Below are 26,900 nucleotides of genomic sequence, written 5' to 3' on the forward strand. Positions count from 1 at the left end.
AAAAGACTTTATAATATTTAAGAATACTTTTTCAATGAAAAATATATTAAACAGACTTATCAATCACGAAATGCTTTCGAAAGACGAAGCTAAAGATGTATTGGTTAATATTTCTAACGGAATTTACAACACGAGTCAAATTGCCTCTTTTCTGACTGTTTACATGATGCGAAGCGTTAGTATTGATGAACTTGCTGGTTTTCGTGAAGCGCTATTAGAATTGTGCATTCGGGTGGATTTATCTGCTTACAATACAATTGATTTGTGTGGTACGGGCGGTGATGGAAAAGACACTTTTAATATTTCGACCTTAGCTTCATTTGTAGCTGCGGGCGCAGGAATAAAAGTTGCTAAACATGGAAATTACGGCGTATCTTCTATTTCTGGATCAAGCAATGTAATGGAAAAAATGGGAATCAAATTCAGTAATGACCCTGATTTTCTAGAAAAATGTATGGATACCGCTGGGATTTGTATTTTACATGCGCCATTATTCCATCCAGCAATGAAAAACGTTGGGCCAATCCGAAAAGAACTGGCTGTAAAAACCTTTTTCAATATGTTAGGACCAATGGTAAATCCATCGTTTCCTAAAAATCAATTGGTCGGTGTTTTCAATTTAGAATTGGCTCGAATGTATGCGTATTTGTACCAAAATACCAATGTGAATTTTACCATTTTACATTCTCTTGACGGATATGACGAAATTTCGTTGACTTGTCCTACCAAAACCATTACCAACTCTATGGAAGGAATTTTGAGACCAGAAGATTTTGGCGTGCAACTTTTACAACAAAGCGAAATTGAAGGTGGGAAAACCATCGAAGAATCCGCTCAAATGTTTACTGATATCATTTCTGGAAAAGGAACCGAAGCTCAAAATAATGTAGTTTGTGCCAATGCAGCTATGGCTATTGCAACAGTGACAAAATGCTCGCCATTAGAAGGTTTTGAATTAGCAAAAGAAAGCTTATTCTCTGGAAAAGGATTTGCAGCATTAAAAACATTACAAGAGTTAAGTAAATAAAAAATAGTTTAAAGTTTAGCGTTTAAAGTTGTTGGAATTCCTAAAAACTTTAAACCTTAAACAAACAAAACCTTAAACAAATAAAAATGAACATCCTAGATAGAATTATAATTGACAAAAGAAGAGAAGTTATTCTCAAGAAATCAATCATTCCTGTTTCGCAATTGGAAGCATCAATTTTCTTTGGAAAAGAAACCATTTCTTTGAGTCAAAATCTAAGAAACAGCACATCAGGAATTATCGCTGAACACAAACGCCGTTCACCATCCAAAGCGGAAATCAATTATGGTTTTACCGTTGAAGAAGTGACTAAAGGATATGAAACTGCAGGTGCTTGCGGAATTTCGGTTTTGACAGATGGAAAATATTTTGGTGGATCTTTAGACGATTTACTTTTGGCAAGAGCCACCGTAAATATTCCTTTATTGCGTAAAGAATTTATTGTAGATGAATACCAAATCCTAGAAGCCAAAGCACATGGAGCCGATTTAATTTTGCTAATTGCCGCAGTTTTAACTCGAGACGAAATTAAATCTTTGTCAGCATTTGCTAAAAGTCTTGGATTAGAAGTTTTATTAGAAGTTCACAATCAAGAAGAATTAGAAAAATCAATTATGCCTACTTTGGACATGATTGGTGTCAACAACAGAAACCTAAAAACTTTTGAAGTAAGCTTGGATTTTAGCAAACAATTAGCAGACCAAATTCCAAACGAATTTGTAAAAGTTTCCGAAAGTGGTATTTCGTCTGTGGAAGCAATCAATGAATTAAAGCCTTTTGGTTACAAAGGTTTTTTGATTGGAGAAAACTTTATGAAAACGGATAATGCTGGTAAAGCAGCAACCGAATTTATTAGCCAACTATAATCTTGAAATGAAAAAAGATATTGATAATCAAAATATTTTGGCTCACTCCCCTTCGGGGAGGGCTGGGGTGGGGATAAAAATCTGTGGCATGAAATATCCCGATAATATAGTCGAAATAGGAGCGCTCCTACCCGATTATATGGGCTTTATATTTTGGGAGAAATCGGCTCGATATTTTGATGGGACAATGCCTGATTTACCAAAATCAATCAAAAAAGTAGGCGTTTTTGTTAATGAAAGCACCGAAGTTATTTTGGCGAAAGCCCAAAAATACAACTTGCAAGCCATTCAATTACACGGACAGGAATCGGTTGCATTTTGTTCCGATTTAAAAAGTAAAATGGATGCTTCAATTGAAATCATCAAAGTATTTTCCGTTAGTGACAGCTTTGATTTTCGAGTATTAGAAGCTTTTGAAACGGTTTGTGATTATTTCCTTTTTGACACTAAAGGGAAATTACCAGGAGGAAACGGAACCACTTTTGATTGGAAAGTATTAGAGAACTATCCTTCTACAAAACCGTTTTTCTTGAGCGGAGGAATTGGGATTGAGGAAATAAAATCAATACAAGAAATTTCAAAAACAAATTTACCAATATATGCTATTGATATAAATAGTAAATTTGAAATTGAATCAGGATTAAAAAACGAAGAAAAATTAAAACGTTTCATAAACAACTTGAAACTTTAAAAATTAAAACAAAATGAGTTACAACGTCAACGAAAAAGGCTATTACGGAGAATTTGGAGGAGCCTACATTCCTGAAATGTTATATCCAAACGTAGAAGAATTACGCCAACAATATCTAAAAATTACGGCTGAACCAGAATTTCAAGCTGAATTTGATGCGCTCCTAAAAGATTATGTAGGGCGCCCTACTCCGCTGTATTTTGCTACTCGATTATCTGAAAAATACAATACTAAAATCTACCTCAAAAGAGAAGATTTATGTCATACTGGTGCACATAAAGTAAACAATACGATTGGTCAAATTTTACTAGCCAAGCGTTTAGGCAAAAAACGAATCATTGCAGAAACAGGTGCTGGTCAACATGGTGTGGCTACCGCTACCGTTTGTGCGCTTATGGGATTAGAATGCATCGTTTACATGGGTGAAATTGACATCAAACGTCAGGCACCAAACGTAGCTCGTATGAAAATGTTAGGTGCTGAAGTTCGTCCTGCAATGTCTGGTTCACGAACACTGAAAGACGCTACAAACGAAGCCATTCGAGATTGGATTAACAATCCCGTTGATACGTATTACATCATTGGTTCTGTGGTAGGACCGCATCCTTATCCAGATATGGTGGCGCGTTTTCAAAGTGTTATTTCTAAGGAAATCAAAGCGCAATTATTAGAAAAAGAAGGACGTGAAAATCCTGATTATGTGATTGCCTGCGTAGGTGGCGGAAGTAACGCTGCTGGTGCGTATTACCACTTTTTGGACGAAAAAGACGTTAACATCATTGCGGTTGAAGCAGCCGGTTTAGGAGTAGATTCAGGCGAAAGTGCCGCAACTTCTGCCCTTGGTAAAATTGGCGTGATTCACGGTAGTAAAACCCTGTTGATGCAATCAACTGATGGTCAAATCACCGAACCGTATTCTATTTCGGCAGGTTTAGATTACCCTGGTGTTGGTCCTATGCACGCTAATTTATTTGCAACTGGAAGAGCACAATTCATTTCAATCACCGATGAAAAAGCGATGAATTGGGGATTACAACTTTCCAAAATGGAAGGAATTATCCCGGCAATCGAAAGTGCGCACGCCTTTGCTGTTTTGGACGAAATGAAATTCAAACCTGAAGATATCGTGGTCTTAAATCTTTCTGGACGTGGCGACAAAGATTTGAATACCTATATTGATTATTTCAAATTGTAGATGGGCGTTACCACAAGGGTCGGGCTGTACACTCTATCTTTTTGCCCCAAAAAAAGGGCCAAAAAAGGATGCCGTTTCCATCCCTAACGCAATCTTAAACCAGATAATTTAAATTAAAAATAACTTTTTCAAAACAAAAAAACATGGAACAATTATTTGCCTACGGTACCTTAAAAGAAAAAGACATTCAAGAAACTATTTTTGGCCGCATACTTAAAGGAACTCCTGAAACACTAGTTGGCTATGTTATCAATCAAATCCATATTGAAGAAGAATTTGGAGTAGCGCAATATCCTATTATTACGCCTACTCATAATCCCGAAGATACTATCAGCGGAATGCTGTACGAACTCACCGAAGCGCAATTACAACTAGCTGACACCTATGAAGGCTTGCATTACAAACGCATTCAAGTGCAATTGCAATCAAAACAAACGGCTTGGGTTTATAGCGCTACAACATAAATTAACACAAAAAAGATTCAAAAAGCAGATGCTAAATCTGATAAAAATAGAACAATGAACAGAATACAACAAAAACTACAAGAAACAAAAACGATCCTTTCCATCTATTTCTCAGCGGGATATCCAAACTTAAATGACACCGTACAAATCATTCAGGATTTAGAAAAAAGCGGTGTAGATATGATTGAAATTGGATTACCTTTTAGCGATCCATTAGCTGATGGACCAACCATTCAAGCTAGTTCTACCCAAGCGTTGCATAACGGAATGACCACACAAGTCTTGTTTGACCAATTAAAAGACATCCGCAAAACGGTTTCAATTCCGTTAGTAATCATGGGATATTTCAACCCAATGCTACAATACGGAATAGAGAATTTCTGCAAAAAATGTGCTGAAATTGGCATCGACGGATTAATCATTCCTGACCTTCCAGTTGATGTATATGCGGAGGAATTCAAAGCAACTTTTGAGAAATACGGATTGCTGAATGTATTCTTAATTACACCACAAACTTCTGAAGAACGCATTCGTTTTATAGATAGCGTATCCGATGGATTTATTTACATGGTGAGTTCTGCAAGTGTTACGGGTTCACAATCTGGTTTTGGCAGCACTCAGGAAACTTATTTCAAACGCATTGCGGATATGAATTTGAAAAACCCACAAGTAATCGGTTTTGGAATCAACAACAAAGAAACCTTCAACCAAGCCACACAATTTGCCAAAGGCGCTATTATTGGTAGTGCTTTTATTACACATTTAACCGAAAAGGGTACTGGAAAAATTGAAGAATTTGTAAAAGCAATTCGATAAGAATAGTCCTTTTTATAGATTACAAACGGCGTTTAAAGCAACTTTAAACGCCGTTTTTTTATTTACATTGCATATTGTTTTTGTAAGTATTTTTTTATATATTTAGCTAAATAAATACTAGAGCCTTTTATGGCACAAAGCCAACCTTTTCCGGGTAGATTGGTGCCATTTTATGGCTGGTATAAACGAGCTGTAGGCAATCCCTCATAGTACGCTGCCTTACCTCCCGAAGCTACCGGCAGAAAGCGGAAAATGGAATGAATTTTTAAAGAAAAACAATGCTTTACAAATAATTAATTTTCAAAACATTACAAAAACGTTAGTTAGAATTTTAAAAACGAATCGCTAAAAACAATTAAAACCAAAATATTATGAAAAAAATTATCATCTATGGAATTCTTGCTTTAATAGGTTTTTTTATGAATTCTTGCACTAAAAGTGAAAATGAGGAAATTATTGGAAAATGGGATGACAATATTAAATTATCTCAAAAGACAGCAACTCTAAATTCTAGTGAGAATTATATTACTATTACAACCGAATCAACATTTTGGTGGTTGGGTGGTATTTCTCTTAACAATAAAAATATTGAATTGACAGACGTTGAAAAACTTTCTAAAAATTTTGTGATTACAAATTCAGATTTCCAAGTTGAACGAAAAGAAGATGGAAAAAAAATTATTATTACATTAAATCAAAACAATACTAATTCTGAAAGAATTCTAGTTGTAAGTATGCAAAATGGAGATTATTTTGATGGGGTGAGAATAATACAAGCCAAATAAAAAAACTGCCTACAACACTTGCTACAATTGATTTGGGCAATAGGCTTAATTTGAAAATGAGTTGTATTTGGGATGTTTAAGCAAATCCGAACACAAGGCTTAATTTTACCCGATCGCTTGGATATGCAATAAATTTCTCGCTAACGGATAGCGCAGAATTGCATTCTGTGCCCATAAACGAGAGTAGGAGAAATAAGAAAAATTACATACGACTAAACGATTTAGCTTTTTATGTATCTTTAAAACAAAAAATGTCAACAAATACAAAGCTACAACAACAGACGAAGCCTATTTTATAACCATAACAACAGTAGGTTGGATAGATATTTTTACACGACTGATCCAAAAATATGTTATTACCAATACTTTAAAACATTGCCAAGAAAAGAAAGGTTTAGAACTAAATGCCTATTGTTTAATGTCGAGTCATTTACATATTTTATGTAAAGGCACAGAATGCAATTCTGCGCTATCTACATTAATTTAGTACCAAACCCGCTGTAGTACCAGAACGTTATGTAAGATTCCAAAAAAATACGGAATAATTTGAAAAGTTACCATTTTTTGGTAACTTAGCTAAAAAAAATTATGGGACGAAATACTTCTATATCGCTTGGTAATCATTTCGAAAGTTTTATCGAACACAGTATAAATGATGGAAGATTCAATAACGCAAGTGAAGTTATCAGAGCTGGTCTTCGTCTTTTAGAAGATGAGGAAAATAAAATTGTAGCTTTAAGAAAAGCTATTAATGATGGAATTGAAAGTGGACGTGCAGTAGATTTTGATGCTAAAAAACATCTTAACGTTTTAAAAGCAAGAAAAAAATCAAATGGCTAAATATTATTTAACAAATAAAGCTGTTGATGACTTAACTGAAATTTGGGATTATACAATCGAAACTTGGTCCGAAATGCAAGCTGAAAAGTATTATGATTTACTTATGGCATCATGTGATGATTTAGCAAATAATCCAGAACTTGGTAGAAACTATGATATAGTTACGAAAGGAATATTAAGTTTTAAATCCGGTGAACATATTATTTTCTACTCAATTATATCAAAGAACGAAATAGAAATTGCAAGAATTCTTCATGGAATGATGGATTTAAAAAGCAGACTATAAGGAACCTCAAATAACAGCTACTACAATGGATTTGGGCATTAGGCTTAATGGAAAGATGGTCTTGTATTTGCAAATTTTAGTCTTTAACCGAAAAATAAATCTTAATTTAGAACCCAAACCCGCTGTAGTGCCAGAACGTAAGTGGCTATTCCAAATTTATAATGAAAAAATTAATAAAAATTAGCCTATGAGTTCAAATGAAACACAGAATAAAACAAAATGGATTTTAAAATTCACTTTAAGTTTTTTATCTATTGTGGGTGGAATCGACTCGGTGCTCCATATTATTTTACCTCTTTTTCCTTATAAACTGAATCAATACATAATTCCAATTGGAATGTCCTCTTTGATTACTGGAATTGTTTTTTCAATTGGATTATCATTTTATTGGCATTATAAAGAAAAAAATGATTTAATTGATTCTCAAAAGTATTATATCTGGCTTACTACTATTTTGCGATATTGGCTTGCTTTTTATATTTCTACATTTGGTTTTGAAAAACTATTTGATGTCAATTTTGCCTATTCCTATCATATTGAAGATGCATTAGTTAATACATTAACTGGTCAAGAACTGACTTGGAAATATTATGGACATTCCTATTATTTAACAGTCATTATTGGTTTATTTCAAATAATAGGCAGTATTCTTTTATTATTTAGACGCACCACTTTGTTGGGAGTACTAACTCTTTTACCTGTTCAAATCAATATTCTATTGATTAATCTATTTTATGGAATTGGCCCACTTACTACTTTCACATCAATAATTATGGTAATAGGACTATCCTATTTATCCTTAGAAAGAAAAGAGGAAATAATTGATTTTTTTAGGCGTTATAAAAGCACATTACCTACCGTCGGAAATACAACATTGCGCAAATCAATACGTTTTTTGTGCATCTTAATTCCATTTCTATTTGTATTCTATTATAGTTATGATGTACGGAAATCAAAGAAATATTTCGGTAAATGGAAAGTCGAATCGATGACCCGTAATGGAAGAGTAATTCTTGAAAATGAATGGCAAAAAGATACTTTAGCTTGGAAAACATTATATATAGAAGAAAGAGGAAAAATGTATTTTTGTCCAAATCCACACCTGTATTTGGATAGTATTTCAATACTTATGAAGTATCAATACGATGATGATAAAAATCAAAATTTCAAAGTTATATCCTTCGAAAAAAGCAGAAATAAACCTGATACAATTCCTGTTCTTATTTCCAAATTTAAAGACAAATCAATGCAGTGGAAAATGATTTTATATAAAGACACTATTCAAATGGAATTGAAAAAAGTGAATCTTTAAAAAATGGACGCCTAAAAGCTACTACAACGGATTTGGGCTTTATGCTTAATTTAAAGTTAGTTTTGTTTTAGGAAGTTTAGTGATAACCGAAAAATAAATCTTAATTTAGAACCCAAACCCGCTGTAGTACCAGAACGTTATAGGTGATTTTATCACAACCCTACAAAATGACAGAGATATTAAAACAGAACATATCAAAACATATCTCACTTTCCGAAATAGAAATGATGGACTTTTGCGGTTTATTTCAAAAAAAATCTATCAAGAAGAAAGAATTTTTATTACGAGAAGGTGAAATTTGCAAATTTGAAGGTTTTGTTACAAAAGGTCTTTTCCGCGTATACCATATTGATAATAATGGCTTTGAGCAAGTACTATATTTCGCTATTGAAAATTGGTGGATTACAGATATGGACAGTTTTACTAACGAAAAACCATCAAATCTATACATTGAAGCATTAGAAGATAGCGAAGTGCTATTGATTTCAAAAAAAGACAAAGAATTTGCATATGAAAATTTACCCAAAATAGAAAAACTATTTAGGATAATGACCCAAAAGACGCACATTGCTTTACAACGCAGAATAATAGATAATTTGAGTAAAACTGCTGACCAACGTTACATTGATTTTATAGAAAAATATCCTCAACTTTTCCAAAGATTGACTAATCTTCATATAGCGGCTTACCTTGGTATCAGCCATGAATTTTTGAGTAAAATCAGAAAAAAAAATTCCATAAAAAAATAGATACAAATTGATTTATTGAACTTGTTCAATGTTTTTGAATATTGAATGATTGCACCTTTGCATCATTAATAGTGAAATTTTCAAATATGAAAAACAGTATTTCAAAAGTATTTTTAACAACTTTAATTTTATTCAATATGGAATCACAAGCACAAAGTTTCAAAACAATTGAAACCAAAGATCTAAAACTTCAAGTTTACAACGCATCAGAAAACAGTTTTGGTGTAGCATCGGTAATCGTAAGTGGCAAAACAGATGCCGTTTTAATCGACGCACAATTTACTTTGGAAGATGCCGAAAAAGTGGCTCAGGAAATTAAAAATTCTGGCAAAAAACTAACAACAATATTTGTTTCACACGGTGACCCTGATTTTTATTTCGGATTAGAAGTATTCAAAAAATATTTTCCCGAAGTTACAGCTTACGCATCACCTGCAACGGTTGAACACATAAAAGCGACCGCTCAAAAGAAATTAGAAGTTTGGGGCGAAAGACTGGGCAAAAACATAACATCAAATGTTATTTTGCCACAAGTTTTAAAAGGAAACAGCATAGAATTGGAAGGTCAGAGATTAGAAATAATTGGTTTGGAAGATTTTCCGAATAAAACTTTTGTTTGGATTCCTTCAATCAAAGCAGTTGTTGGCGGTATTAATGTGTTCGGAACTACTTTTCATCTTTGGATGGCAGATGCACAAACCCCAGAAGCTCGCAAAAATTGGATTGCGGTTTTAGACAAAATTGAAGCACTACATCCTGAAATTGTAATTCCTGCTCACGCCAATTCTCAAAGCCCATTTGATATTAGTGCGGAAAAACATACTAAAAATTACATTCAATTTTACGAAGAAGCCTTGAAAACCAACAAAACTTCGGAGGTCTTAATCAAAGCCCTTAAAGCAAAATACCCTACATTAACTTTTGAAACCGCTTTAATGATTGGTGCAAAAGTAAACACTGGAGAAATGAAATGGTAAAATAATAATGTACAGCTTGGTAATGCTGTTGGCATTGTCAAGCTGTTATTTAAATAAAACAGCAATGACAAATCTTGAAATTATAAAAAGCACTTACGAAGGAAAAACATCCGAAGAAAATGGCAAAAATTTGGATAAGTATGCAGCCGAGGATATCTATTGGACAGAAGCCAAGGGTTTTCCATATGCAGGAACTTATATTGGCATAGAAAACATTACCAAAAATGTTTTTAGTAGATTGGGAAGTGAATGGATTAATTATAAATTTACACCTGAAGATTACATTGCTAGTGATGATAAAGTTGTTGCCTACGGAACTTACACAGGAACTTACAAGATTACAAACAAATCATTTACTGCAAGAGTAGCCCACGTTTGGAAACTTAAAGACGGAAAAATAATTAGCTTTGAGCAGTTTGTGGATAGTAAAATCGTTAATAATTCAATGAAATAATATGAAAAAAATTGTATTAATTGTTGTCGTATTTGTTTTTAGCATTTCGGCAAACGCACAAACCAAAAGAAATATAAAACAAGAAGAAGCCAACAAGAAATTAGTTGTTACATTTTATCAGCAACTCATTGGTGACAAAGACGTAGTTGCAATTGATAAATTTTTGGATAACAATTTTATCACACACAATCCAACGATGCTAAATGGTAAAGAGCCTTTGAGAACAGCATTCTTAAAGGACTTTAGTAAAGCACCTAAAATAAAAATAGATTATAGGCACGTTGGAGCAGATGGGGATTTAGTTTTTTTACACATCAAAATGACCAGACCAGACGGAAAAGTGGAAGCAATTGCAGATATTTTCAAAATCAAGAACAATAAAATAATAGAAATGTGGGATGTTATACAAGAAGTTCCTGAAAATTCGGCAAATGAACATCCTATGTTTTAAAAAAAAACTGCCACTAACAGCCGTTTTGCGCAATTACGAATTTGTGGTCTTTTTTTATATCTTTGAGAAGATTTAAACAGAAGAAAACTTCAGCAAATGATACACTCCAAAAGAACCAATTCTGAAGATTCTGATTTTAAAAAATTGGTGGTTTTATTAGACCAACATTTAGCCATTTTGGATGGTGAAGATCATGCCTTTTATTCCCAATTCGACACTCTTGATAATATCAATAATGTGGTGGTTTGCTATCAGGAATCCACCGCTATAGGATGTGGCGCATTCAAAGTATACGATAGCAATACCGTTGAAATCAAACGAATGTTTGTTCATCCTGATTTTCGTGGAAAAGGAATTGCTAGTACCCTTTTAAAAGAACTTGAAAACTGGGCAACTGAATTTAATTATACCGCCTGCGTTTTAGAAACTGGCAAAAACAATCCAACCGCAATTCAATTGTATAACAAATCTGGTTACCAAATAATTCCTAATTATGATCAATATGAAAATGTAGCAACTAGTGTCTGCATGAAAAAATTGATGTCTAAATAAAGTGCTTTTCTACTCCCCTTTTTACATTAAAAACAGATATTTTTCAAATGTTAAAAAAATGTTAATAAAAAATTAAACGACTGTTTAATTTAAACAGTTGTTTAATTTTGTACCAATTAAAAAAAGTACTCCATTGAAAAGCAATTTTAACGACAAACAAATTCAGATTCTCGAAGTGGCCGAAAGGTTATTTGCCGAGAAAGGATTTGATGGAACTTCCATCCGAGATATTGCAAAAGAAGCAAAAATAAATATTGCAATGGTCTCGTATTACTTTGGTTCTAAAGAGCGCTTGTTAGAATCTTTAATTTTTTACAGAACTTCAGATTTAAAAAATCAATTAGAGAATTTACTACAAGAAGATCTTGAGCCTATCGAGAAAATAAACAAGCTAATTGAACTCTACATTAATAGAATCAATAGCAACCGTGGAATTTACAGAATTTTACATTTTGAATTCACTGCTAAAAAAAGAGATCAAAATCTTTTGGCTTTTTCTGAATTAAAAAAAGGAAACTTAAAATCCTTAGAAGCCATCATAGAAGAAGGTCAAAAAAAAGGTGTATTCAGAAAAGACGTAATTATTCCGCTTATCACCCCTACTATTTTAGGAACTTTTTTCCATTTTCATATGAACAAGCCTTTTTTTGAAAACTTGCTGAATTTGAAAACAGAAGCTCTATATAACAATTACATCAAAACAAATTTGACAAAGCACATTCAACAAACAATAAAAGCCCTTCTTATATATGAAAGTTAGTCAATTAATGCTCTTTGGGGTGTTCCTTATTGGAATTCAATCCATTGAAGCACAAGAAAAAACAAGTTTAACGCTAGACGAAGCCATTCATTTGGCTTGGAACAAAAGCAATGAGGTTTCCTTAGCCAATACTAAAGTTAATTCTAAGAAATATGAATTAATTACGATAAAAAACAATCAATATCCTGATTTTAAAATTTCAGGGCAATACCAAAGATTGGCCAAAGCTTCTGTAAATTTAAAACTCAATCAAAACAGCAACAGTAGCGGTAGTTCTGAACCTGCACCAGTTGTTGATCAATTAATGATTGGACAGGTTAATGCAAATCTTCCTGTTTTTGCTGGTTTTAAGATGCAAAATAACATCAAACTTCATGAAAATTTGTACCAAGCCGAAACTGCTTCTGCTACACAAACTAAAGAAGAAGTGGCAATGAAGGTCATAAACCATTACGCTAGTCTTTATAAAGCACAAAAAACAATTGAACTTTTGATCGAAAATCAAAAAAGAGCACAACAACGTGTTTTTGATTTTATAGAATTAGAAAAAAATGGGATTATTCCAAGAAATGATTTATTGAAATCACAATTGCAGGTTTCAAAAATTCAACTGTCCATTGATGAAGCAAATAACAATTTGAATATTGTCAATTATTATTTAGTCACCCTGCTTAAATTACCTGCTGATACCAAATTAGAAGTTCGTGAAAGTGATTTTGCAAATTTCCAAATGACAAACATTCCTTCGGATGAAAAACCAGCATTAGAGAATCGTAAAGATTTACAAGCGGTTAAATTTCAAGAAAAAGCAAGTTTGGACAATGTAAAAATTGCCAAAGGATCTTATTATCCCTCTATTGCAATTGTTGGTGGATATACTTCTTTGGATTTAAAAAATGTAGTTACCGTTAAAAATGCAATGAATTTCGGTCTAGGTATTTCCTATGATTTGAGTTCTATTCTTAAAAATGGTACTTCGGTAAAACTAGCAGAAAGCAAAGTGCTTGAAGTACAAAATTCGCAAGCTATACTTACTGATTACATAAAAGTGCAAGTACAAAAAGCTATTGAAGATTATAATCTTGCCTTAAAACAAAATGAAGTTTATGGCGAAGCTGTAGCGCAAGCATCAGAGAATTATAGAATCATAAAAGACAAATATGACAACGGCCTTTCGGATACAAATGATTTGCTGGAAGCCGATGTAGAACAATTAAGTTCAAACATAAATAAAGCACTCGCTAGAGCAAACATAATTCAAAAATATTACGAATTACTATCTGTAACTGGACAATTATCACAAACTTTCAATCTTTCAAAAATATAATCGATGCCTCACATGGAAAAGAAAAAAACAAATACCAAATTTATAATTATCCTAACGGCTTTAATAGTATTAGGAGGAACATATGGAGCTTATAAATACATCCATTCCTTGTCTCATGAGCAAACTGATGATGCTCAAATCGAGAAAAAAATGAATCCAATAATCCCTCGTGTTTCTGGATATGTGGATAAAGTGTATATCAAAGACAATGATTATGTAAAGAAAGGGGATACTTTGTTTACTATTGACAAAAGAGATTATACTTTGAAAATTGAAGAAGCTAATGCTGCTATGATTGGAGCTGAAGGAAGTTTTGAAGTTTCAAAAGCGGACATTGGAGGCGCACTTGCAAGCATCGCTGTTTCTGATGCAAACGCAAAATCAGCAAGCGGAAATATTGAATCAGCAAAAATCAAATTAGGTCGTGTAACTAGTGATTACAACAGATACAATAACTTGTATAAAACCCACACTATTACTAAACAACAATACGAGCAAGCATTAGCTGCTAAACAAGAAGCAGAAAACCAAGTACGTATTTTGCAACAACAAGAAAGAGCTAGCAACTTTCAAAAATCTGTAATTGAAGCTAAATCTAAAGTATCTAACAAACAAACTGAAGTAGCTGCTGCCAATATAAAAAGAGCAAAAGCAATGCTTGATGCTGCAAAATTGAACTTGACTTATACAGTTGTTACAGCTGCTATAGACGGACAAGTTTCTAAAATCGATATTCAACCAGGACAATTAGTTCAAGCTGGACAATCTTTATTTTACATTATCAATAATACTGAAGCTTGGGTTGTTGCAAACTTTAAAGAAACGCAACTAAACAAAATGGTTATTGGTCAAAAAGTTACTGTAAAAGTAGATGCTTATCCGGATTATGATTTTGAAGGTACAATTACTTCATTTTCTCCAGCTACAGGTTCTCGCTTTTCTTTACTTCCTCCTGATAATGCAACTGGAAATTTCGTAAAAACAATTCAAAGATTACCGGTGAAAATCAGCTTGAACACATCAAATGATAAAGAAAAAATAAAATTATTACGTCCAGGTATGAATGTGGATGTGGATGTACATTTAAAATAAAATGGCGACACCAGTAGAAGATGATTTAGTAGAATACGGCTACAGACGGGTTTTAATTACAATTACAGCGGTACTTTGTGCCTTGCTGGAAATTGTTGATACAACCATTGTTAATGTGGCGCTTACTAACATGAGAGGAAGTCTAGGCGCAACATTAAATGATGTGGCTTGGGTGATTACTGCTTATGCAATTGCGAATGTTATTGTTATTCCAATGACAAGCTGGCTTTCGCAACAATTTGGTAGAAAAAATTATTTTGTTGCCTCCATTATTATATTTACCACAGCTTCATTTTTATGTGGAAATGCTACAAATATTTGGGAACTTATTATCTTCAGATTTATTCAAGGTCTTGGAGGTGGTGCTTTATTAGTAACTGCACAAACAATAATTACCGAAAGTTATCCTGTTGCAAAACGAGGAATGGCGCAAGCTATTTATGGAATGGGTGTAATTGTTGGTCCTACACTTGGACCACCTTTAGGAGGTTATCTTGTAGATAATTTTTCTTGGCCATACATTTTTTACATCAATATTCCGTTGGGAATTATGGCTGCTATTTTAGCTTTTACTTTCGTAAGAAGTCCAAAATACGGTGAAAAACTAAAAGCAAATCAAGTAGACTGGTTGGGAATATTTCTTCTAACCACTTTTATCGGATCCTTACAATTTGTTCTGGAGCACGGTCAACAAGATGATTGGTTTAACAATTCAACTATAACAGCTTTAAGCGTTACCTCGGTTTTTGGTTTAGTACTTTTTGTTTGGAGAGAATTGACATACAAACATCCCATTGTAAATTTGAGTGTTTTAAAAGATGGAAACCTAAGAATTGGCGTTGTAATGTGCTTTATTTTAGGATTTGGACTTTATGGTTCTACTTTAATTATTCCTATTTATACGCAAGCTATCCTAGGATGGACAGCCACCGATGCGGGATTGTTATTGATTCCGGGTTCAATCACCACCGCGTTCATGATGCCTATTATTGGTAAAATGATACAACGTGGAATTCCGCAAGGATATATGGTTGGTGTAGGATTTTTAATTTTCTTTTTCTTCACTTTAATGATGTACAACCGAATGACACCTAGTACTGGTGTAGAACATTTATTTTGGCCATTAATTTTAAGAGGAATTGGATTAGGACTACTATTTGTACCTATTACCACATTATCGCTTTCTACATTAAAGGGAAAACATATTGGTGAAGGAGCTGCTTTTACAGGAATGATGCGACAATTAGGAGGTTCGTTCGGTATTGCTATTATTACGACTTTCATCACGCGATTTACTCAAAAACACAGAATAGATTTAATTTCAAATCTAGACGCAAGCAAATTTGAGGTACAACAACGTGTTGCACTTTTGCAAAGAGGATTTATGTCCAAAGGGTTTAGTAGCAACGAAGCCTTGAAAAAAGCATATCAAATTATCGATTATTCGGTTTTAAAACAAAGTACCGTTTTATCCTACATGGATATCTTTCTTTATCTAGGAATTTTATTTCTGTTTTGCATTCCTATTATCTTTTTAATTAAAAAAGGAAAAAACAAAGTTAATCCTGCTGATGCGATGCATTAAAACAAAAAGCCGATTTCAATATAGAAATCGGCTTTTTGTTTATTTTAAAATTCAATTTTATCGTGTAAAAACCAAGTGATTTCCTTTGGACAAATTAGCATCATATTGATACCCATCATAATTAAATCCTTTTAAATCATCTATTGTTTGCGCATTAGTATCTAAAATATAACGCACCATCATGCCTCTTGCTTTTTTTGCAAAAAAACTAATCACTTTCAATTTTCCATCTTTGTAATCTTTGAAATCCGGCGTAATAACAGGTACTTTTAATGCTTTTTCATCGACAGCAGAAAAATATTCATTACTAGCTAAATTGATAAACAATTCTCCTTTTTTAAGCTCCTTGTTCAATGCTTTGGTAATTATTGGCTTCCAAAATTCATATAAATTTTTGTTTTCACCAATGGGTAATTTGGTTCCCATTTCTAGGCGGTAAGCTTGAATTAAATCCAAGGGTTTCAAGAGTCCGTATAAACCCGATAGGATTCGTAAACTAGCTTGCAAAGCATCTAACGCATCTGTTGGAATCGTATAAGCATCTAATCCTGTATACACATCCCCATCAAAAGCATAAACCGCTGGACGAGCATTAGTAGACTTAAAAGGTGTTTTCCAATTCTGATTGCGTTCCCAATTCAAATCCGCTAACTTATCCGAAATACCCATCAAATCAGATAATTCCGCAGGTTTCTTTTGTTTCAAAACCTGATGAACTTGTTTGGATTCTTTTAAAAATGAAGGTTGGCTAAACACTTCTGTAGGTAATGCTTTCTCAAAATTCAAAGACTTGGCTGGTGATATAACGATTTTCATTGGCAATCCTATTGCAGTTTGTTTTTAGTAATAATTCCAAAAGTACAAATTGAAATCAAGAAATAAGTAGCCTATAAATTGAATTGTTTAATAACGGAATAGATAAATCAAATTATCTGCCATTTTATTTATGTATTTTTGAACATAAAAATAAAAGAAAAGCGCACTGCATGAATACTATAGCGATTAAAAAAGTCTCATTATCAGATCTTGAACCCTTACAATCCATTTGCAAAACAACCTTTGTGGAAACTTTTGCAGACTTGAATACTCCCGAAAATATTGAAAATTACCTACATGAAAATTTCAGTGTTGCACAATTGAGTTCCGAAATCAACAATCCTAATTCTGATTTTTATTTGGCTTTTTCCGAATCAGAACCTATTGGCTATTTAAAAATAAATTTTAAAGATGCGCAAACCGAAGACATAACGGACAACAGCTTAGAAATACAAAGAATCTATGTTGCACAAGCTTTCCACGGTAAAAAAATGGGGCAATTACTACTTGATAATGTCTTTACTATTGCAAAACAAACCGCTATTGATTATATTTGGCTAGGAGTTTGGGAAGAAAATCATCGTGCGATACAGTTTTATACTAAAAACGGTTTTGAAGTATTTGACAAACACCTTTTCATCCTTGGTGTTGACGAACAAACGGATTTATTAATGCGATTTAAACTTTAAAATGGATTATTTCATTATTTGTATTGCTGCGCTAATTGGTTCTGGTTTAACCTTGTTCTCAGGATTCGGATTAGGAACTTTACTTGTTCCTGTATTCGGTTTATTTTTTCCAATAGAAATAGCAATCATTTTAACTGCAATTGTTCATTTCTTAAACAACGTTTTCAAATTAGTATTATTAGGTAAAAGCGCCAATATCAATGTGGTATTACGCTTTGGGATTCCAGCCATCGTTTTTGCATTTCTTGGAGCCTATATTCTTTCCTTACTAACCGATACTCCTGCCTTAATGAATTATCAATTAGGAAGTCATAGGTTTGAAATCAAACCAATAAAATTGATTATTGGAATTGTCCTATTATTTTTCTCTTTGTTTGAAGTGATTCCAAGTTTGTCCAATTTACAATTTGATAAAAAATACCTGCCTATTGGTGGTGTCTTAAGTGGTTTTTTTGGTGGACTTTCGGGAAATCAAGGGGCTTTAAGGGCTGCTTTTTTAATCCGAGCTAATTTATCTAAACAATCTTTTATTGCAACAGGAGTAGTAATCGCGTGTCTGGTTGATATTTCAAGATTGAGTATTTATGCTGAAAAAATAATAAAACACCATACTAATTTTGATTATACTTTAATCACTTTGGCTACACTTTCAGCATTTATCGGAGCCTATTTTGGTAACAAACTCTTGGCTAAAGTAACCGTTAAAACCATTCAAAATATAGTGACGGTAATGCTGATTCTGTTTTCCGTTTTATTGATATTAGGCATTCTTTAAATATAATTTCTACAATTCAATGCAAGATCAAACCCATTGGAATATACTATTATCAGATCAGGTTGACAAAAAAACCTTTATCGAAAATCTGCTTTCTGGTCAAGCCAAAACGCCATTGTCTATTTTAAATGGATTAAAAGGGATTCTTTTTTCAGATATTGCCATTCAAAAATTCATAGCAAGAGAAGAACAATACGACAGTGTTGAAGCCGCTAATCCTGAATTAAACAGAAAACTACGCACTTTTTCTTCAGGAGAACAAAAGAAAGAGTTCTTGCAATACTGCCTAAATCAGCAACCAGATTATATTATTTTTGACAATCCTTTCGATCATTTGGACCAGGTTTCGAGAACAGTTCTAGCAACTTCTTTGGAAGAATTGTCCAATTCGATTACTATCATCCAACTCGTCAATCGTAAAACAGATTTTCTTTCATTTATCGAAAATAAAACACAAATTCGTGACAACTCATTTGCCTTTAATCCTATTTCAGATCAAGATAACAAGACTAAAAAAATTACATCCCGAATTCCAGAACCTTTAATTCCATTTGAAGCTTCCGAAAATATCCTTGTCAAAATGGAAGGTATTTCCGTTCACTATAATGAGCAAAAAATTGTAGACCGAATCTTTTGGACTATTAAACAAGGAGAATTCTGGCAACTTATTGGCCCAAACGGTTCTGGAAAAAGTACGCTACTATCCATGATTACGGGAGATAATCCTAAAGGGTACGGACAAGAATTATATTTATTTGGGCAAAAAAAAGGCAGTGGCGAAAGTGTTTGGGATATCAAAAAGAAAATTGGAATTTTCTCGACCGCTATGACGGAACTTTTCAGAAGAAACCAAACAGTAGAAGAAATGATTTTGTCTGGTTTTTTTGATTCCATTGGTTTGTACATACAACCAACAGTTTTACAAAAACAAATAGTAAAACAATGGCTCGAAGTTATTGAAATGAGTTCTCTTAAAAACAAACATTTTAATAGTCTTTCATTAGGTCAGCAACGCGTTATTTTGATTGTGCGAGCCATTTTAAAACATCCTCCATTGGTAATTTTAGATGAACCCATTGAAGGTTTAGACGATGAAAATGTAGCTTTAGTAATCCAACTTATCAACCTTTTGCAACAAGAAACCAATATGACAATTTTATACGTTTCGCATAGTATAGAACCTACTCTTGCTCCCAATGCCATCTTTGAACTAACACCCGCTCAAAGCGGATCAACAGGAAAAGTAAAATTTCATTCCGATTACCATTAAAACTGACACTTATGAAAGAAAAAGAATCAAAAAACAACTCATTAGGCGTTGATCAATACTTACAAAATCTACCAGAAGACCAAAAAGAAGCATTGGAAAAACTACGTCAAACAATCAAAACACTAGTGCCTGATGTGCAAGAATACCTAAGCTACAAAATGCCAGCCTACTATTACCACGGTATGATTGGCGGATTTGCCGCTTTTAAAAACCACTGCAGTTTCTTCCCTTGGGATTCCAAAACGGTTGAACAATTTAAAGAAGAATTAACTGGTTTTAAAACCTCAGCTGGAACGATACAATTCACTCCCGAAAAACCGATTCCTAATGATTTATTAAAAAAAATTATTGAAAGACGTATAAAAGAAAATTTAAATAAATTGAAAAAATAGAAATAGAAAAAGCCCCAGATTTGTGACTTTTTCTATTCTTCTGATTCTGTATTGTGTGATTTAGAGTAATTGCGCCATTTTTCGATGCAATCTTTAAAATCATCTGGTAGTTCTGTATCAAATCGCATCATCTCGCCAGTTACAGGATGAATAAATCCTAATGTTTTGGCGTGCAAAGCTTGTCTTGGTAAAGCTTTGAAACAGTTCTCTATAAATTGTTTGTATTTGGTAAAAGTCGTTCCTTTCAAAATCAAATGACCGCCGTAGCGTTCGTCATTAAACAACGGATGACCAATGTGTTTCATGTGCGCGCGAATCTGATGTGTTCTTCCTGTTTCAAGTTGGCAGGAAATCAAGGTCACGTATCCAAAACGCTCTAATACTTTATAATGTGTCACAGCAGGTTTCCCTATTTCAGGATCAGCAAAAACCGCCATTTGCATACGGTCTTTCAAGTGTCGCGCAAGGTTTCCTTCAATTGTTCCGTGGTCTTCAGTAACATTTCCCCAAACCAAAGCGATGTATTCCCTCTCGGAAGTCTTCGCTTCAAATTGCTTGGCGAGATGCGTCATAGCTGCTTCTGTTTTGGCAATTACTAAAAGTCCCGAAGTATCTTTGTCAATTCTATGAACTAATCCAGGACGTTCGCTACTGTTCATAGGTAAATTATCAAAATGATAAGCTAAGGCATGCACTAAAGTTCCCGTATAATTTCCGTGACCAGGATGTACCACCATTCCAGGTTCTTTATTGATTAACAACAAAGCATCATCTTCATACACGATATTTAACGGAATATTCTCTGCTATAATATGGTTTTCAAAAGGTGGATGTGAAAGCATTACACGCACTACATCAAAGGCTTTTACTTTGTAATTTGATTTAACAATAGCATCATTTACAAAAATATTCCCTTCGGTAGCCGCATTCTGAATTTTATTTCGGGTTGCATTCTGAATCAATCCCATCAAATATTTATCAATTCGCAAAGGTGCTTGACCTTTAGGAACCTCAAACCTGAAATGCTCAAATAATTCTTCTTCTAAATCTAATTCAATATTATTGTTCATTTACTGGTGCTTCTTCTGTAGGAGTAGTTGTTGCTGTACTATCCACTTGTGTTTCCTCTTCATAACTCACTTTTCCGTCGCCTAAAACCAAATCAATTTTTGATGATTTCAAGACACGCTCTCCGGGTTTTAGGTTTCTACCTTTATAACGCATTTCTAAAACCATATCTTTTCCAAGATTCGGGATATAGGTTATCGTTCCTTCTTCAAGACCTAAAGCTTTTAAAGTTGGAACTGCTTCACGGTATGTTTTTTCAATTAAATCTGGTAATCGAACAGATGAATATCCTGAAGCATTAATTTTAATATATACTTTTCTACCTACTTTTACCTTTGTACCTGGCAATGGATCTTGCTCAACAACAGTAAACTTAGGATAATCTCCCCTGAAATCAACACTATCCAAAAGCACATAATCCAAATCTAATTCATCCAGCTTCTCCTCTACTTGCTCCTCCGTCAATTTACTCAAATTAGGAACGGCTATTTCATGCCCATGATCCGTTGTAAAAGTCAACCAATGCATAAACAAATAACCCAAAACAGCAATAATAGCTAGAGCAATGAATACTTGCCCAAAAAACACTCGGCTAGTAAGATACTTACGTAAACTCATAAATTTATTTTTATATGTGGCAAAGATAAAGCTATTTCGTTTCAAAAAAAATGATAATTTTGTTTAATAGTTTTTAGGAGCTATTTCCCGCTATCCGTTACAATCTTTTTATTTTTAAAGAAAAAATAAAAAGGATTTTCACTACTATCGGGGCTAGAAACAAATTGTTTTCAAGACCTTTTTGTTTTTGTAGCACAACCTAAACTTTAAACTTTAAACTTTAAACCTTAAACTACAACAATGAAAAACATTGCCATCATCATGGGCGGCTATTCCAGCGAATACAAAATATCACTGATTAGCGGAAACGTCGTATATCAATTTCTTGACAAAACTAAATACAACGGATTCAGAATCCATATTTTCAAAGAAAAATGGGTGTATATAGATGCCAATGACAACGAATTCCCTATCGATAAAAATGATTTTTCAACAACTGTTGATGGAAACAAAATCAGTTTCGACTGTGTTTTCAATGCTATTCACGGAACTCCCGGCGAAGATGGATTAATGCAAGCCTATTTTGAGTTGTTGAATATTCCACAAACTGCTTGTGATTATTACCAAGCTGCCTTAACGTTCAACAAACGTGATTTACTTTCGGTACTGAAACCATACGGAATCAAAACTGCTACTTCGTATTATTTAAACAAAGGAGATTTAATAAAAGCAGACGAAATTGTTGCAAAAGTAGGATTGCCTTGTTTTGTAAAACCAAATAAAGCAGGCTCAAGCTTCGGAATTTCAAAAGTAAAAACTGCTGCCGAATTACCAATCGCCATTGAAGTTGCTTACAAAGAAGACAATGAAATCATCATTGAAAGTTTCCTTGATGGTACCGAAGTTTCTGTAGGAGTTATCAATTATAAAGGAAACGTAACCGTTTTGCCAATAACCGAAATCGTTTCTGAGAATGATTTCTTTGATTACGAAGCTAAATATTTAGGTAAATCACAAGAAATAACACCTGCCAGAATCTCTGATGAAATGACTCAAAAAGTTGGCGAAATAGCCAAACGCGCTTACGAAGTTTTAAAAATGAGAGGATTCTCCCGAAGCGAATTTATCATTGTTGACGGTGAGCCACACATGCTCGAAATGAACACAATTCCAGGATTAACAACCGAAAGTTTGATTCCACAACAAGCAAAAGCGGCTGGCATTTCATTGGAAGATTTGTTTACAAACGCAATCGAATTGGCTTTAAACAAATAAAAACATGAATAAAAACAGACTTGAAGCCTTTAGCGATGGTGTTCTAGCAATCATTATCACGATAATGATTTTAGAAATAAAAGCTCCCGAAAGTAATAGTTTTGAATCCTTAAAACCTTTAATTCCGGTGTTTTTGAGTTATGTTTTGAGTTTTATTTATGTTGGTATCTATTGGAACAACCATCACCATATTTTTCAAGCTGTTAAACAAGTTAACGGTTCTGTTTTATGGGGAAATCTTTTTTTGCTGTTTTGGTTATCACTAATTCCTTTTGCAACTAGCTGGATTGGTTCTCAACATTTTTCGGCAGTTCCTATGAGTCTTTATGGTTTTATTCTTTTTATGTGTGGCTTGTCCTATACTAGACTTCTGAAAAAAATTATAAAACTCGAAGGCAAGGATTCCCTTTTAGCTAAAGTAACCGAAAAAGATTATAAAGGTAAAATATCCTTAACTTTATATTTATTGGGAGTTCTATTGTCATTTGTTTCTGTTTGGATTTCTGGATTGCTCTATTTTGCGGTTGCTCTATTATGGATTGTTCCTAATACGAGAATCGAAAAACAAATAATAAATTAAAATTAAAATGAGAAAAGCCATATTTCCGGGTTCTTTTGATCCCATCACTTTAGGTCATGAAGACATCATCAAAAGAGGAATTTCACTTTTTGACGAAATTGTAATTGCCATTGGGGTAAATCACGAAAAAAAGTACATGTTTTCATTAGAAGAAAGGAAGCGCTTCATTGAGGAAACCTTCAAAGATGAGCCCAAAGTAAAAGTGATAACTTATGAAGGCTTAACTATTGATTTATGCCATAAAATTGACGCAAATTTTATTTTGCGTGGACTGCGTAATCCTGCTGATTTTGAATTTGAAAAAGCCATTGCACATACCAATCGAAGGTTGTCAAAAATTGAAACCGTGTTTTTGTTAACTGCTGCCAGAACTTCTTATATCAGTTCTAGTATTGTACGAGATGTAATTAGAAATCATGGGGAGTACCAAATGCTTGTGCCTGATGCAGTAAGAGTAAAACAGACTCCTGAAATATAAATTTGTAAAAAGCACTATTTAGCGTTACTTTCGCCAAAAAATTAAGACTAATGAGTTTAGATAGAGAATTAAACAAAAGAAGTGGTGGCCAATGTGAATTGTGTACTGCTACTGAAAACCTAAAAGAATATGTTGTTTTACCTACCAAAAAAGGAGGTCTTGACGAAAGTATTTTTGCTTGCAGCACTTGTATTGACCAAATAGAAAACCCTGATAAAGTTGATTTAAACCACTGGAGATGTTTGAATGACAGTATGTGGAGCGAACAAACACCTGTACAAGTTGTGGCTTGGAGGATGTTAAGCAGAATGCGTGCAGCTGGATGGCCGCAAGAATTACTTGACATGATGTACTTAGACGAAGACACTTTAGAATGGGCACAAGCAACTGGCGAAGGAGAAGATGATGAAAACAAAATTATCCACCGCGATAGCAACGGAGTAATCTTAGAACATGGTGATTCAGTTGTTTTAATCAAAGATTTAAAAGTAAAAGGCTCAAGCATGGTCGCTAAACAAGGAACTGCTGTTCGTAATATCCGTTTAGATCACGAAAATGCTGAATATATTGAAGGAAAAGTGGATGGTCAACAAATTGTTATTATCACACAATACGTGAAGAAAATATAAAATCCAGTAATCAGTGATCAGAAAAAAAGTGATCAGTTACCTACCAAAATAAAAAATCGTTAACCGAAATTCAATTTTCTGTTAACGATTTTTTTTTACTGAACACTAAAAACTGATTACTGAACACTAGCCTACTCCTCCTCTTTCTTAATCACTTTTCGGGCCACTTCAATTTTGAATTTTTTTCCTTTCATTTTTTCATCTCGAACATTTTGAAGCAGTTCTTTTACTTTATTGTATTTAACAGCTGCAAACGAAATAAAATCTTTAACTTCAATTAGTCCTAAATCTCCTTTTTCGAGTTTCCCTTTTTGAGAAAAGAACCCTACAATATCAATTTTATTCAATTTGTTTTTCTTTCCACCGCTAATATAAATAGTTTGAAATTCAGGCGGTTTAGGTAATGTTGTAACGTTTTCTACCTTGAAAACTTCCATAGAATAATCAATATAATCTAGTTTTTTCTCACTTTCATGGGCAACAATATAAGCTGTTCCAGAAGCTAACATACGTGCTGTACGTCCGTTTCTATGTGTGAATTCATCTTCTTTGGATGGCAAATGATAATGTATAACATGATTCATTTCTGGAATATCAAGTCCACGAGCTGCTAAATCAGTAGTCACTAAATAACTTACGCTTCCGTTTCTAAACTGAATTAAAGCACGCTCTCTTTCATCTTGATCCATTCCACCATGATAATAAGTCGAATAAATTCCTTTTTCGTTAAGAGTATCGCTAATTCGTTCTGCGGCATCACGATGATTACAAAAAATAATGGCTGATTGTGATTTCAACGAACAAATCAAATTAAACAAACTTCCTATTTTATCTTTTTCTTTTGAAACAACTAATTTCATAGAAAGATTAGATTCTTGTTCGTTTTCTGGAATGAAATCTAAAATTGTTGGATTCACCACACGAGTATATTTTGGAATCTCAATATCAGAAGTTGCCGAAACTAAAACTCGTTTGTTCAATTTCGTAAGTTTTCCAATAATAAATGACATTTGCTCATGGAAACCCAATTGCAACGATTTATCAAACTCGTCCAAAATTAAAGTCTGAATTTTATCTACACGAAAAGTTCCTCTATCAATATGATCCGCAATTCGTCCCGGAGTTCCTATCAAAACAGCAGGTGGATTACTCAAATTCTTGATTTCAGTATCAATGGAATGTCCACCGTAGCATACATTTACTTTATAATCCGTTCCCATTTTTTTCCAAACTTGCTCAATTTGCAAACCTAATTCACGAGAAGGAACTAAAATTAAACATTGAACCGATAAAATTTCAGGCTGCAACATTTCTAAAATTGGCAACAAAAAAGCGAGTGTTTTACCAGAACCTGTTGGAGAAAGTAATAATACGTTGTTATCATTCAGGATTGTATCTTGCGCTACTTCCTGCATTTCATTCAGGCTTTCGATGCCTAAATTTAATAAAATATTGTTGGAATGGTGTTTCTTATTCATTTTGCAAAGGTAAAATGAATTCCGAGTTATGTAACATGAATATTAAAATAAAAAAGCTCCTATTTCAGGAGCTTTTCTTCTTCAAATAATAATTTTATGTTTTCGTAGGAGTTTTTTAAGGCTTCCTTGATTTGTTCTGGATTAAGCCAAGCTACTTTTTCAATTCCTTCTTCTAATTGACCTTGTGGAGTTCCTTCAAAATCAGATTGCATTTCAAACCAATGGGTGATTTTTAATTTATATTTTCCATTGCGTTTAAAAACATGATAGGTTTTTTGAAGCTTTTTAGTTACTGTTAGTTTATTAACTCCTGTTTCCTCTTCAACTTCACGCATGGCTGTTGCCTCAATTTCTTCCCCTTTTTCGATGCCTCCTTTAGGCAAATCCCACTTTCCATTTCTGAAAATAAATAAAATCTCCCCTTTTTTATTGTAAACAAAACCTCCTCCAGCTTTACAAACAGGTATTTTAGCTTTCAAAGTTTTCATAATTTCTTTCTCATCTGGATGATATAGATAGGCTTTTTGAATTTTATTTTGGAAAATTTTAATTATAAGTTGCTCTATATCAATACTCTCAAGTAGGAATAACTGAAAATTAGTTTCCTTTGAGATTTGATTTGTCAAAAAAAGTGGTTTGTCGTTAACAAAAACTTTATACATT

The 26,900-nt window shown here is 33.4% G+C and carries 32 protein-coding genes and 1 pseudogene; 28 read left to right on the forward strand and 5 right to left on the reverse strand.

Translation table 11 applies throughout. From position 1 onward, the window contains the following. Positions 1-34: 34 nt before the first annotated feature. The 20 genes and pseudogenes from trpD (at position 35) to C8C88_RS00900 (ending at position 16,229) form a co-directional block, all read left to right on the forward strand. Positions 35-1,027: an anthranilate phosphoribosyltransferase gene (trpD, locus tag C8C88_RS00805; RefSeq protein ID WP_121336319.1), complete on the forward strand. Its 993-nt coding sequence runs from the start codon at positions 35-37 to the stop codon at positions 1,025-1,027. A gap of 86 nt (positions 1,028-1,113) precedes the next feature. Further along, on the forward strand, positions 1,114-1,893 hold the full coding sequence (trpC, locus tag C8C88_RS00810; RefSeq protein WP_121336320.1) for an indole-3-glycerol phosphate synthase TrpC: 780 nt from the start codon (positions 1,114-1,116) through the stop codon (positions 1,891-1,893). A gap of 7 nt (positions 1,894-1,900) precedes the next feature. Continuing rightward, the gene (locus tag C8C88_RS00815) at positions 1,901-2,584 is read left to right on the forward strand and encodes a phosphoribosylanthranilate isomerase (protein WP_233549299.1); all 684 of its coding nucleotides are present in this window, start codon (positions 1,901-1,903) and stop codon (positions 2,582-2,584) included. Between the two features lie 13 nt (positions 2,585-2,597). Next, positions 2,598-3,779 carry a tryptophan synthase subunit beta gene (gene trpB, locus C8C88_RS00820; protein ID WP_121336321.1) on the forward strand — a complete coding sequence of 394 codons (1,182 nt, stop codon included), beginning with the start codon at positions 2,598-2,600 and terminating at the stop codon, positions 3,777-3,779. Between the two features lie 143 nt (positions 3,780-3,922). Further along, positions 3,923-4,243, forward strand: coding sequence for a gamma-glutamylcyclotransferase family protein (locus tag C8C88_RS00825; RefSeq protein WP_121336322.1), 321 nt, complete (start codon positions 3,923-3,925; stop codon positions 4,241-4,243). Between the two features lie 54 nt (positions 4,244-4,297). Continuing rightward, entirely contained in the window at positions 4,298-5,059 is a 762-nt protein-coding gene (trpA, locus tag C8C88_RS00830) for a tryptophan synthase subunit alpha (protein WP_121336323.1), read from the forward strand. A 371-nt stretch (positions 5,060-5,430) separates the two neighbouring features. Next, positions 5,431-5,844: a hypothetical protein gene (locus C8C88_RS00835; protein ID WP_121336324.1), complete on the forward strand. Its 414-nt coding sequence runs from the start codon at positions 5,431-5,433 to the stop codon at positions 5,842-5,844. Between the two features lie 295 nt (positions 5,845-6,139). After that, positions 6,140-6,301 (forward strand): annotated as a pseudogene (locus tag C8C88_RS12955) (transposase); the annotation flags it as partial. Positions 6,302-6,432: 131 nt separating this feature from the next. Then, entirely contained in the window at positions 6,433-6,684 is a 252-nt protein-coding gene (locus C8C88_RS00845; RefSeq protein ID WP_121336325.1) for a type II toxin-antitoxin system ParD family antitoxin, read from the forward strand. After that, complete coding sequence (locus C8C88_RS00850) at positions 6,677-6,970, forward strand: type II toxin-antitoxin system RelE/ParE family toxin (protein WP_121336326.1); 294 nt, start codon at positions 6,677-6,679, stop codon at positions 6,968-6,970. The genes C8C88_RS00845 and C8C88_RS00850 overlap by 8 nt, the downstream gene beginning before the upstream one ends. A gap of 187 nt (positions 6,971-7,157) precedes the next feature. Next, positions 7,158-8,282, forward strand: a complete 1,125-nt coding sequence (locus C8C88_RS00855) for a hypothetical protein (protein ID WP_121336327.1) — start codon at positions 7,158-7,160, stop codon at positions 8,280-8,282. A 167-nt stretch (positions 8,283-8,449) separates the two neighbouring features. Continuing rightward, positions 8,450-9,031, forward strand: a complete 582-nt coding sequence (locus C8C88_RS00860; protein WP_121336328.1) for a Crp/Fnr family transcriptional regulator — start codon at positions 8,450-8,452, stop codon at positions 9,029-9,031. 86 nt (positions 9,032-9,117) lie between these two features. Next, positions 9,118-10,008 (forward strand): MBL fold metallo-hydrolase, encoded by an 891-nt coding sequence (locus C8C88_RS00865; protein WP_121336329.1) that lies wholly within the window; start codon positions 9,118-9,120, stop codon positions 10,006-10,008. 64 nt (positions 10,009-10,072) lie between these two features. After that, on the forward strand, positions 10,073-10,462 hold the full coding sequence (locus C8C88_RS00870; RefSeq protein ID WP_121336330.1) for a nuclear transport factor 2 family protein: 390 nt from the start codon (positions 10,073-10,075) through the stop codon (positions 10,460-10,462). Between the two features lies 1 nt (position 10,463). After that, positions 10,464-10,913, forward strand: a complete 450-nt coding sequence (locus tag C8C88_RS00875) for an ester cyclase (RefSeq protein ID WP_121336331.1) — start codon at positions 10,464-10,466, stop codon at positions 10,911-10,913. A gap of 96 nt (positions 10,914-11,009) precedes the next feature. Then, positions 11,010-11,465: a GNAT family N-acetyltransferase gene (locus tag C8C88_RS00880; RefSeq protein ID WP_121336332.1), complete on the forward strand. Its 456-nt coding sequence runs from the start codon at positions 11,010-11,012 to the stop codon at positions 11,463-11,465. Between the two features lie 133 nt (positions 11,466-11,598). Continuing rightward, complete coding sequence (locus tag C8C88_RS00885) at positions 11,599-12,225, forward strand: TetR/AcrR family transcriptional regulator (RefSeq protein WP_121338517.1); 627 nt, start codon at positions 11,599-11,601, stop codon at positions 12,223-12,225. Continuing rightward, the gene (locus C8C88_RS00890; RefSeq protein WP_121336333.1) at positions 12,215-13,552 is read left to right on the forward strand and encodes a TolC family protein; all 1,338 of its coding nucleotides are present in this window, start codon (positions 12,215-12,217) and stop codon (positions 13,550-13,552) included. The genes C8C88_RS00885 and C8C88_RS00890 overlap by 11 nt, the downstream gene beginning before the upstream one ends. A gap of 12 nt (positions 13,553-13,564) precedes the next feature. Next, a complete protein-coding gene (locus C8C88_RS00895; protein WP_121338518.1) occupies positions 13,565-14,644 on the forward strand; it encodes an HlyD family secretion protein in 1,080 nt (359 codons plus the stop codon). A 1-nt stretch (position 14,645) separates the two neighbouring features. Further along, entirely contained in the window at positions 14,646-16,229 is a 1,584-nt protein-coding gene (locus C8C88_RS00900) for an MDR family MFS transporter (protein WP_121336334.1), read from the forward strand. A gap of 57 nt (positions 16,230-16,286) precedes the next feature. Here C8C88_RS00900 and yaaA read toward each other — a convergent pair whose 3' ends face one another. After that, positions 16,287-17,045 carry a peroxide stress protein YaaA gene (gene yaaA / locus C8C88_RS00905; protein WP_121338519.1) on the reverse strand — a complete coding sequence of 253 codons (759 nt, stop codon included), beginning with the start codon at positions 17,043-17,045 and terminating at the stop codon, positions 16,287-16,289. Positions 17,046-17,215: 170 nt separating this feature from the next. On the opposite strand from yaaA, the gene C8C88_RS00910 reads away from it, so the two are divergent. Genes C8C88_RS00910 through C8C88_RS00925 form a run of 4 tightly spaced genes read left to right on the forward strand, consistent with a single transcriptional unit; the run spans position 17,216 to position 20,171 of the window. After that, positions 17,216-17,734, forward strand: coding sequence for a GNAT family N-acetyltransferase (locus C8C88_RS00910; protein ID WP_121336335.1), 519 nt, complete (start codon positions 17,216-17,218; stop codon positions 17,732-17,734). Between the two features lies 1 nt (position 17,735). Continuing rightward, positions 17,736-18,509, forward strand: a complete 774-nt coding sequence (locus tag C8C88_RS00915) for a sulfite exporter TauE/SafE family protein (protein WP_121336336.1) — start codon at positions 17,736-17,738, stop codon at positions 18,507-18,509. Between the two features lie 19 nt (positions 18,510-18,528). Next, on the forward strand, positions 18,529-19,779 hold the full coding sequence (locus C8C88_RS00920; protein ID WP_121336337.1) for an ATP-binding cassette domain-containing protein: 1,251 nt from the start codon (positions 18,529-18,531) through the stop codon (positions 19,777-19,779). Positions 19,780-19,790: 11 nt separating this feature from the next. Beyond that, positions 19,791-20,171, forward strand: a complete 381-nt coding sequence (locus C8C88_RS00925; protein ID WP_121336338.1) for an iron chaperone — start codon at positions 19,791-19,793, stop codon at positions 20,169-20,171. 32 nt (positions 20,172-20,203) lie between these two features. On the opposite strand, the gene C8C88_RS00930 is transcribed toward C8C88_RS00925, so the two are convergent. Both C8C88_RS00930 and C8C88_RS00935 read right to left on the reverse strand, forming a co-directional pair. Next, the gene (locus C8C88_RS00930) at positions 20,204-21,241 is read right to left on the reverse strand and encodes an RluA family pseudouridine synthase (protein WP_121336339.1); all 1,038 of its coding nucleotides are present in this window, start codon (positions 21,239-21,241) and stop codon (positions 20,204-20,206) included. Further along, positions 21,231-21,857: a PASTA domain-containing protein gene (locus tag C8C88_RS00935; RefSeq protein ID WP_121336340.1), complete on the reverse strand. Its 627-nt coding sequence runs from the start codon at positions 21,855-21,857 to the stop codon at positions 21,231-21,233. Before C8C88_RS00935 ends, C8C88_RS00930 begins: the two co-directional genes overlap by 11 nt. A gap of 240 nt (positions 21,858-22,097) precedes the next feature. Between C8C88_RS00935 and C8C88_RS00940 the strand changes: the two genes are divergently transcribed. Genes C8C88_RS00940 through C8C88_RS00955 form a run of 4 tightly spaced genes read left to right on the forward strand, consistent with a single transcriptional unit; the run spans position 22,098 to position 24,759 of the window. Then, positions 22,098-23,072: a D-alanine--D-alanine ligase gene (locus tag C8C88_RS00940; protein WP_121336341.1), complete on the forward strand. Its 975-nt coding sequence runs from the start codon at positions 22,098-22,100 to the stop codon at positions 23,070-23,072. Between the two features lie 4 nt (positions 23,073-23,076). Beyond that, positions 23,077-23,652 carry a TMEM175 family protein gene (locus C8C88_RS00945; RefSeq protein ID WP_121336342.1) on the forward strand — a complete coding sequence of 192 codons (576 nt, stop codon included), beginning with the start codon at positions 23,077-23,079 and terminating at the stop codon, positions 23,650-23,652. Between the two features lie 7 nt (positions 23,653-23,659). Further along, complete coding sequence (gene coaD, locus C8C88_RS00950; RefSeq protein ID WP_121336343.1) at positions 23,660-24,130, forward strand: pantetheine-phosphate adenylyltransferase; 471 nt, start codon at positions 23,660-23,662, stop codon at positions 24,128-24,130. Between the two features lie 50 nt (positions 24,131-24,180). Next, entirely contained in the window at positions 24,181-24,759 is a 579-nt protein-coding gene (locus C8C88_RS00955; RefSeq protein ID WP_121336344.1) for an alkylphosphonate utilization protein, read from the forward strand. 131 nt (positions 24,760-24,890) lie between these two features. Here the strand turns inward: C8C88_RS00955 and C8C88_RS00960 are convergent, their stop codons facing one another. Next, positions 24,891-26,237, reverse strand: coding sequence for a DEAD/DEAH box helicase (locus C8C88_RS00960; RefSeq protein WP_121336345.1), 1,347 nt, complete (start codon positions 26,235-26,237; stop codon positions 24,891-24,893). A 59-nt stretch (positions 26,238-26,296) separates the two neighbouring features. Next, the gene (locus tag C8C88_RS00965) at positions 26,297-26,899 is read right to left on the reverse strand and encodes an NUDIX hydrolase (RefSeq protein WP_121336346.1); all 603 of its coding nucleotides are present in this window, start codon (positions 26,897-26,899) and stop codon (positions 26,297-26,299) included. Position 26,900 lies beyond the last annotated feature (1 nt).

Origin of the sequence: Flavobacterium sp. 123 (assembly GCF_003634825.1) — a bacterium.
Taxonomy (GTDB): Bacteria; Bacteroidota; Bacteroidia; order Flavobacteriales; family Flavobacteriaceae; genus Flavobacterium.

Bases quoted from the DNA above. Each gene is read 5' to 3' on its own strand.
- trpD (WP_121336319.1), top strand. From the start codon at position 35: ATGAAAAATATATTAAACAGACTTATCAATCACGAAATGCTTTCGAAA.
- trpC (WP_121336320.1), top strand. From the start codon at position 1,114: ATGAACATCCTAGATAGAATTATAATTGACAAAAGAAGAGAAGTTATT.
- C8C88_RS00815 (WP_233549299.1), top strand. From the start codon at position 1,901: ATGAAAAAAGATATTGATAATCAAAATATTTTGGCTCACTCCCCTTCG.
- trpB (WP_121336321.1), top strand. From the start codon at position 2,598: ATGAGTTACAACGTCAACGAAAAAGGCTATTACGGAGAATTTGGAGGA.
- C8C88_RS00825 (WP_121336322.1), top strand. From the start codon at position 3,923: ATGGAACAATTATTTGCCTACGGTACCTTAAAAGAAAAAGACATTCAA.
- trpA (WP_121336323.1), top strand. From the start codon at position 4,298: ATGAACAGAATACAACAAAAACTACAAGAAACAAAAACGATCCTTTCC.
- C8C88_RS00835 (WP_121336324.1), top strand. From the start codon at position 5,431: ATGAAAAAAATTATCATCTATGGAATTCTTGCTTTAATAGGTTTTTTT.
- C8C88_RS00845 (WP_121336325.1), top strand. From the start codon at position 6,433: ATGGGACGAAATACTTCTATATCGCTTGGTAATCATTTCGAAAGTTTT.
- C8C88_RS00850 (WP_121336326.1), top strand. From the start codon at position 6,677: ATGGCTAAATATTATTTAACAAATAAAGCTGTTGATGACTTAACTGAA.
- C8C88_RS00855 (WP_121336327.1), top strand. From the start codon at position 7,158: ATGAGTTCAAATGAAACACAGAATAAAACAAAATGGATTTTAAAATTC.
- C8C88_RS00860 (WP_121336328.1), top strand. From the start codon at position 8,450: ATGACAGAGATATTAAAACAGAACATATCAAAACATATCTCACTTTCC.
- C8C88_RS00865 (WP_121336329.1), top strand. From the start codon at position 9,118: ATGAAAAACAGTATTTCAAAAGTATTTTTAACAACTTTAATTTTATTC.
- C8C88_RS00870 (WP_121336330.1), top strand. From the start codon at position 10,073: ATGACAAATCTTGAAATTATAAAAAGCACTTACGAAGGAAAAACATCC.
- C8C88_RS00875 (WP_121336331.1), top strand. From the start codon at position 10,464: ATGAAAAAAATTGTATTAATTGTTGTCGTATTTGTTTTTAGCATTTCG.
- C8C88_RS00880 (WP_121336332.1), top strand. From the start codon at position 11,010: ATGATACACTCCAAAAGAACCAATTCTGAAGATTCTGATTTTAAAAAA.
- C8C88_RS00890 (WP_121336333.1), top strand. From the start codon at position 12,215: ATGAAAGTTAGTCAATTAATGCTCTTTGGGGTGTTCCTTATTGGAATT.
- C8C88_RS00895 (WP_121338518.1), top strand. From the start codon at position 13,565: ATGGAAAAGAAAAAAACAAATACCAAATTTATAATTATCCTAACGGCT.
- C8C88_RS00900 (WP_121336334.1), top strand. From the start codon at position 14,646: ATGGCGACACCAGTAGAAGATGATTTAGTAGAATACGGCTACAGACGG.
- yaaA (WP_121338519.1), bottom strand. From the start codon at position 17,045: ATGAAAATCGTTATATCACCAGCCAAGTCTTTGAATTTTGAGAAAGCA.
- C8C88_RS00910 (WP_121336335.1), top strand. From the start codon at position 17,216: ATGAATACTATAGCGATTAAAAAAGTCTCATTATCAGATCTTGAACCC.
- C8C88_RS00915 (WP_121336336.1), top strand. From the start codon at position 17,736: ATGGATTATTTCATTATTTGTATTGCTGCGCTAATTGGTTCTGGTTTA.
- C8C88_RS00920 (WP_121336337.1), top strand. From the start codon at position 18,529: ATGCAAGATCAAACCCATTGGAATATACTATTATCAGATCAGGTTGAC.
- C8C88_RS00925 (WP_121336338.1), top strand. From the start codon at position 19,791: ATGAAAGAAAAAGAATCAAAAAACAACTCATTAGGCGTTGATCAATAC.
- C8C88_RS00930 (WP_121336339.1), bottom strand. From the start codon at position 21,241: ATGAACAATAATATTGAATTAGATTTAGAAGAAGAATTATTTGAGCAT.
- C8C88_RS00935 (WP_121336340.1), bottom strand. From the start codon at position 21,857: ATGAGTTTACGTAAGTATCTTACTAGCCGAGTGTTTTTTGGGCAAGTA.
- C8C88_RS00940 (WP_121336341.1), top strand. From the start codon at position 22,098: ATGAAAAACATTGCCATCATCATGGGCGGCTATTCCAGCGAATACAAA.
- C8C88_RS00945 (WP_121336342.1), top strand. From the start codon at position 23,077: ATGAATAAAAACAGACTTGAAGCCTTTAGCGATGGTGTTCTAGCAATC.
- coaD (WP_121336343.1), top strand. From the start codon at position 23,660: ATGAGAAAAGCCATATTTCCGGGTTCTTTTGATCCCATCACTTTAGGT.
- C8C88_RS00955 (WP_121336344.1), top strand. From the start codon at position 24,181: ATGAGTTTAGATAGAGAATTAAACAAAAGAAGTGGTGGCCAATGTGAA.
- C8C88_RS00960 (WP_121336345.1), bottom strand. From the start codon at position 26,237: ATGAATAAGAAACACCATTCCAACAATATTTTATTAAATTTAGGCATC.
- C8C88_RS00965 (WP_121336346.1), bottom strand. From the start codon at position 26,899: ATGTATAAAGTTTTTGTTAACGACAAACCACTTTTTTTGACAAATCAA.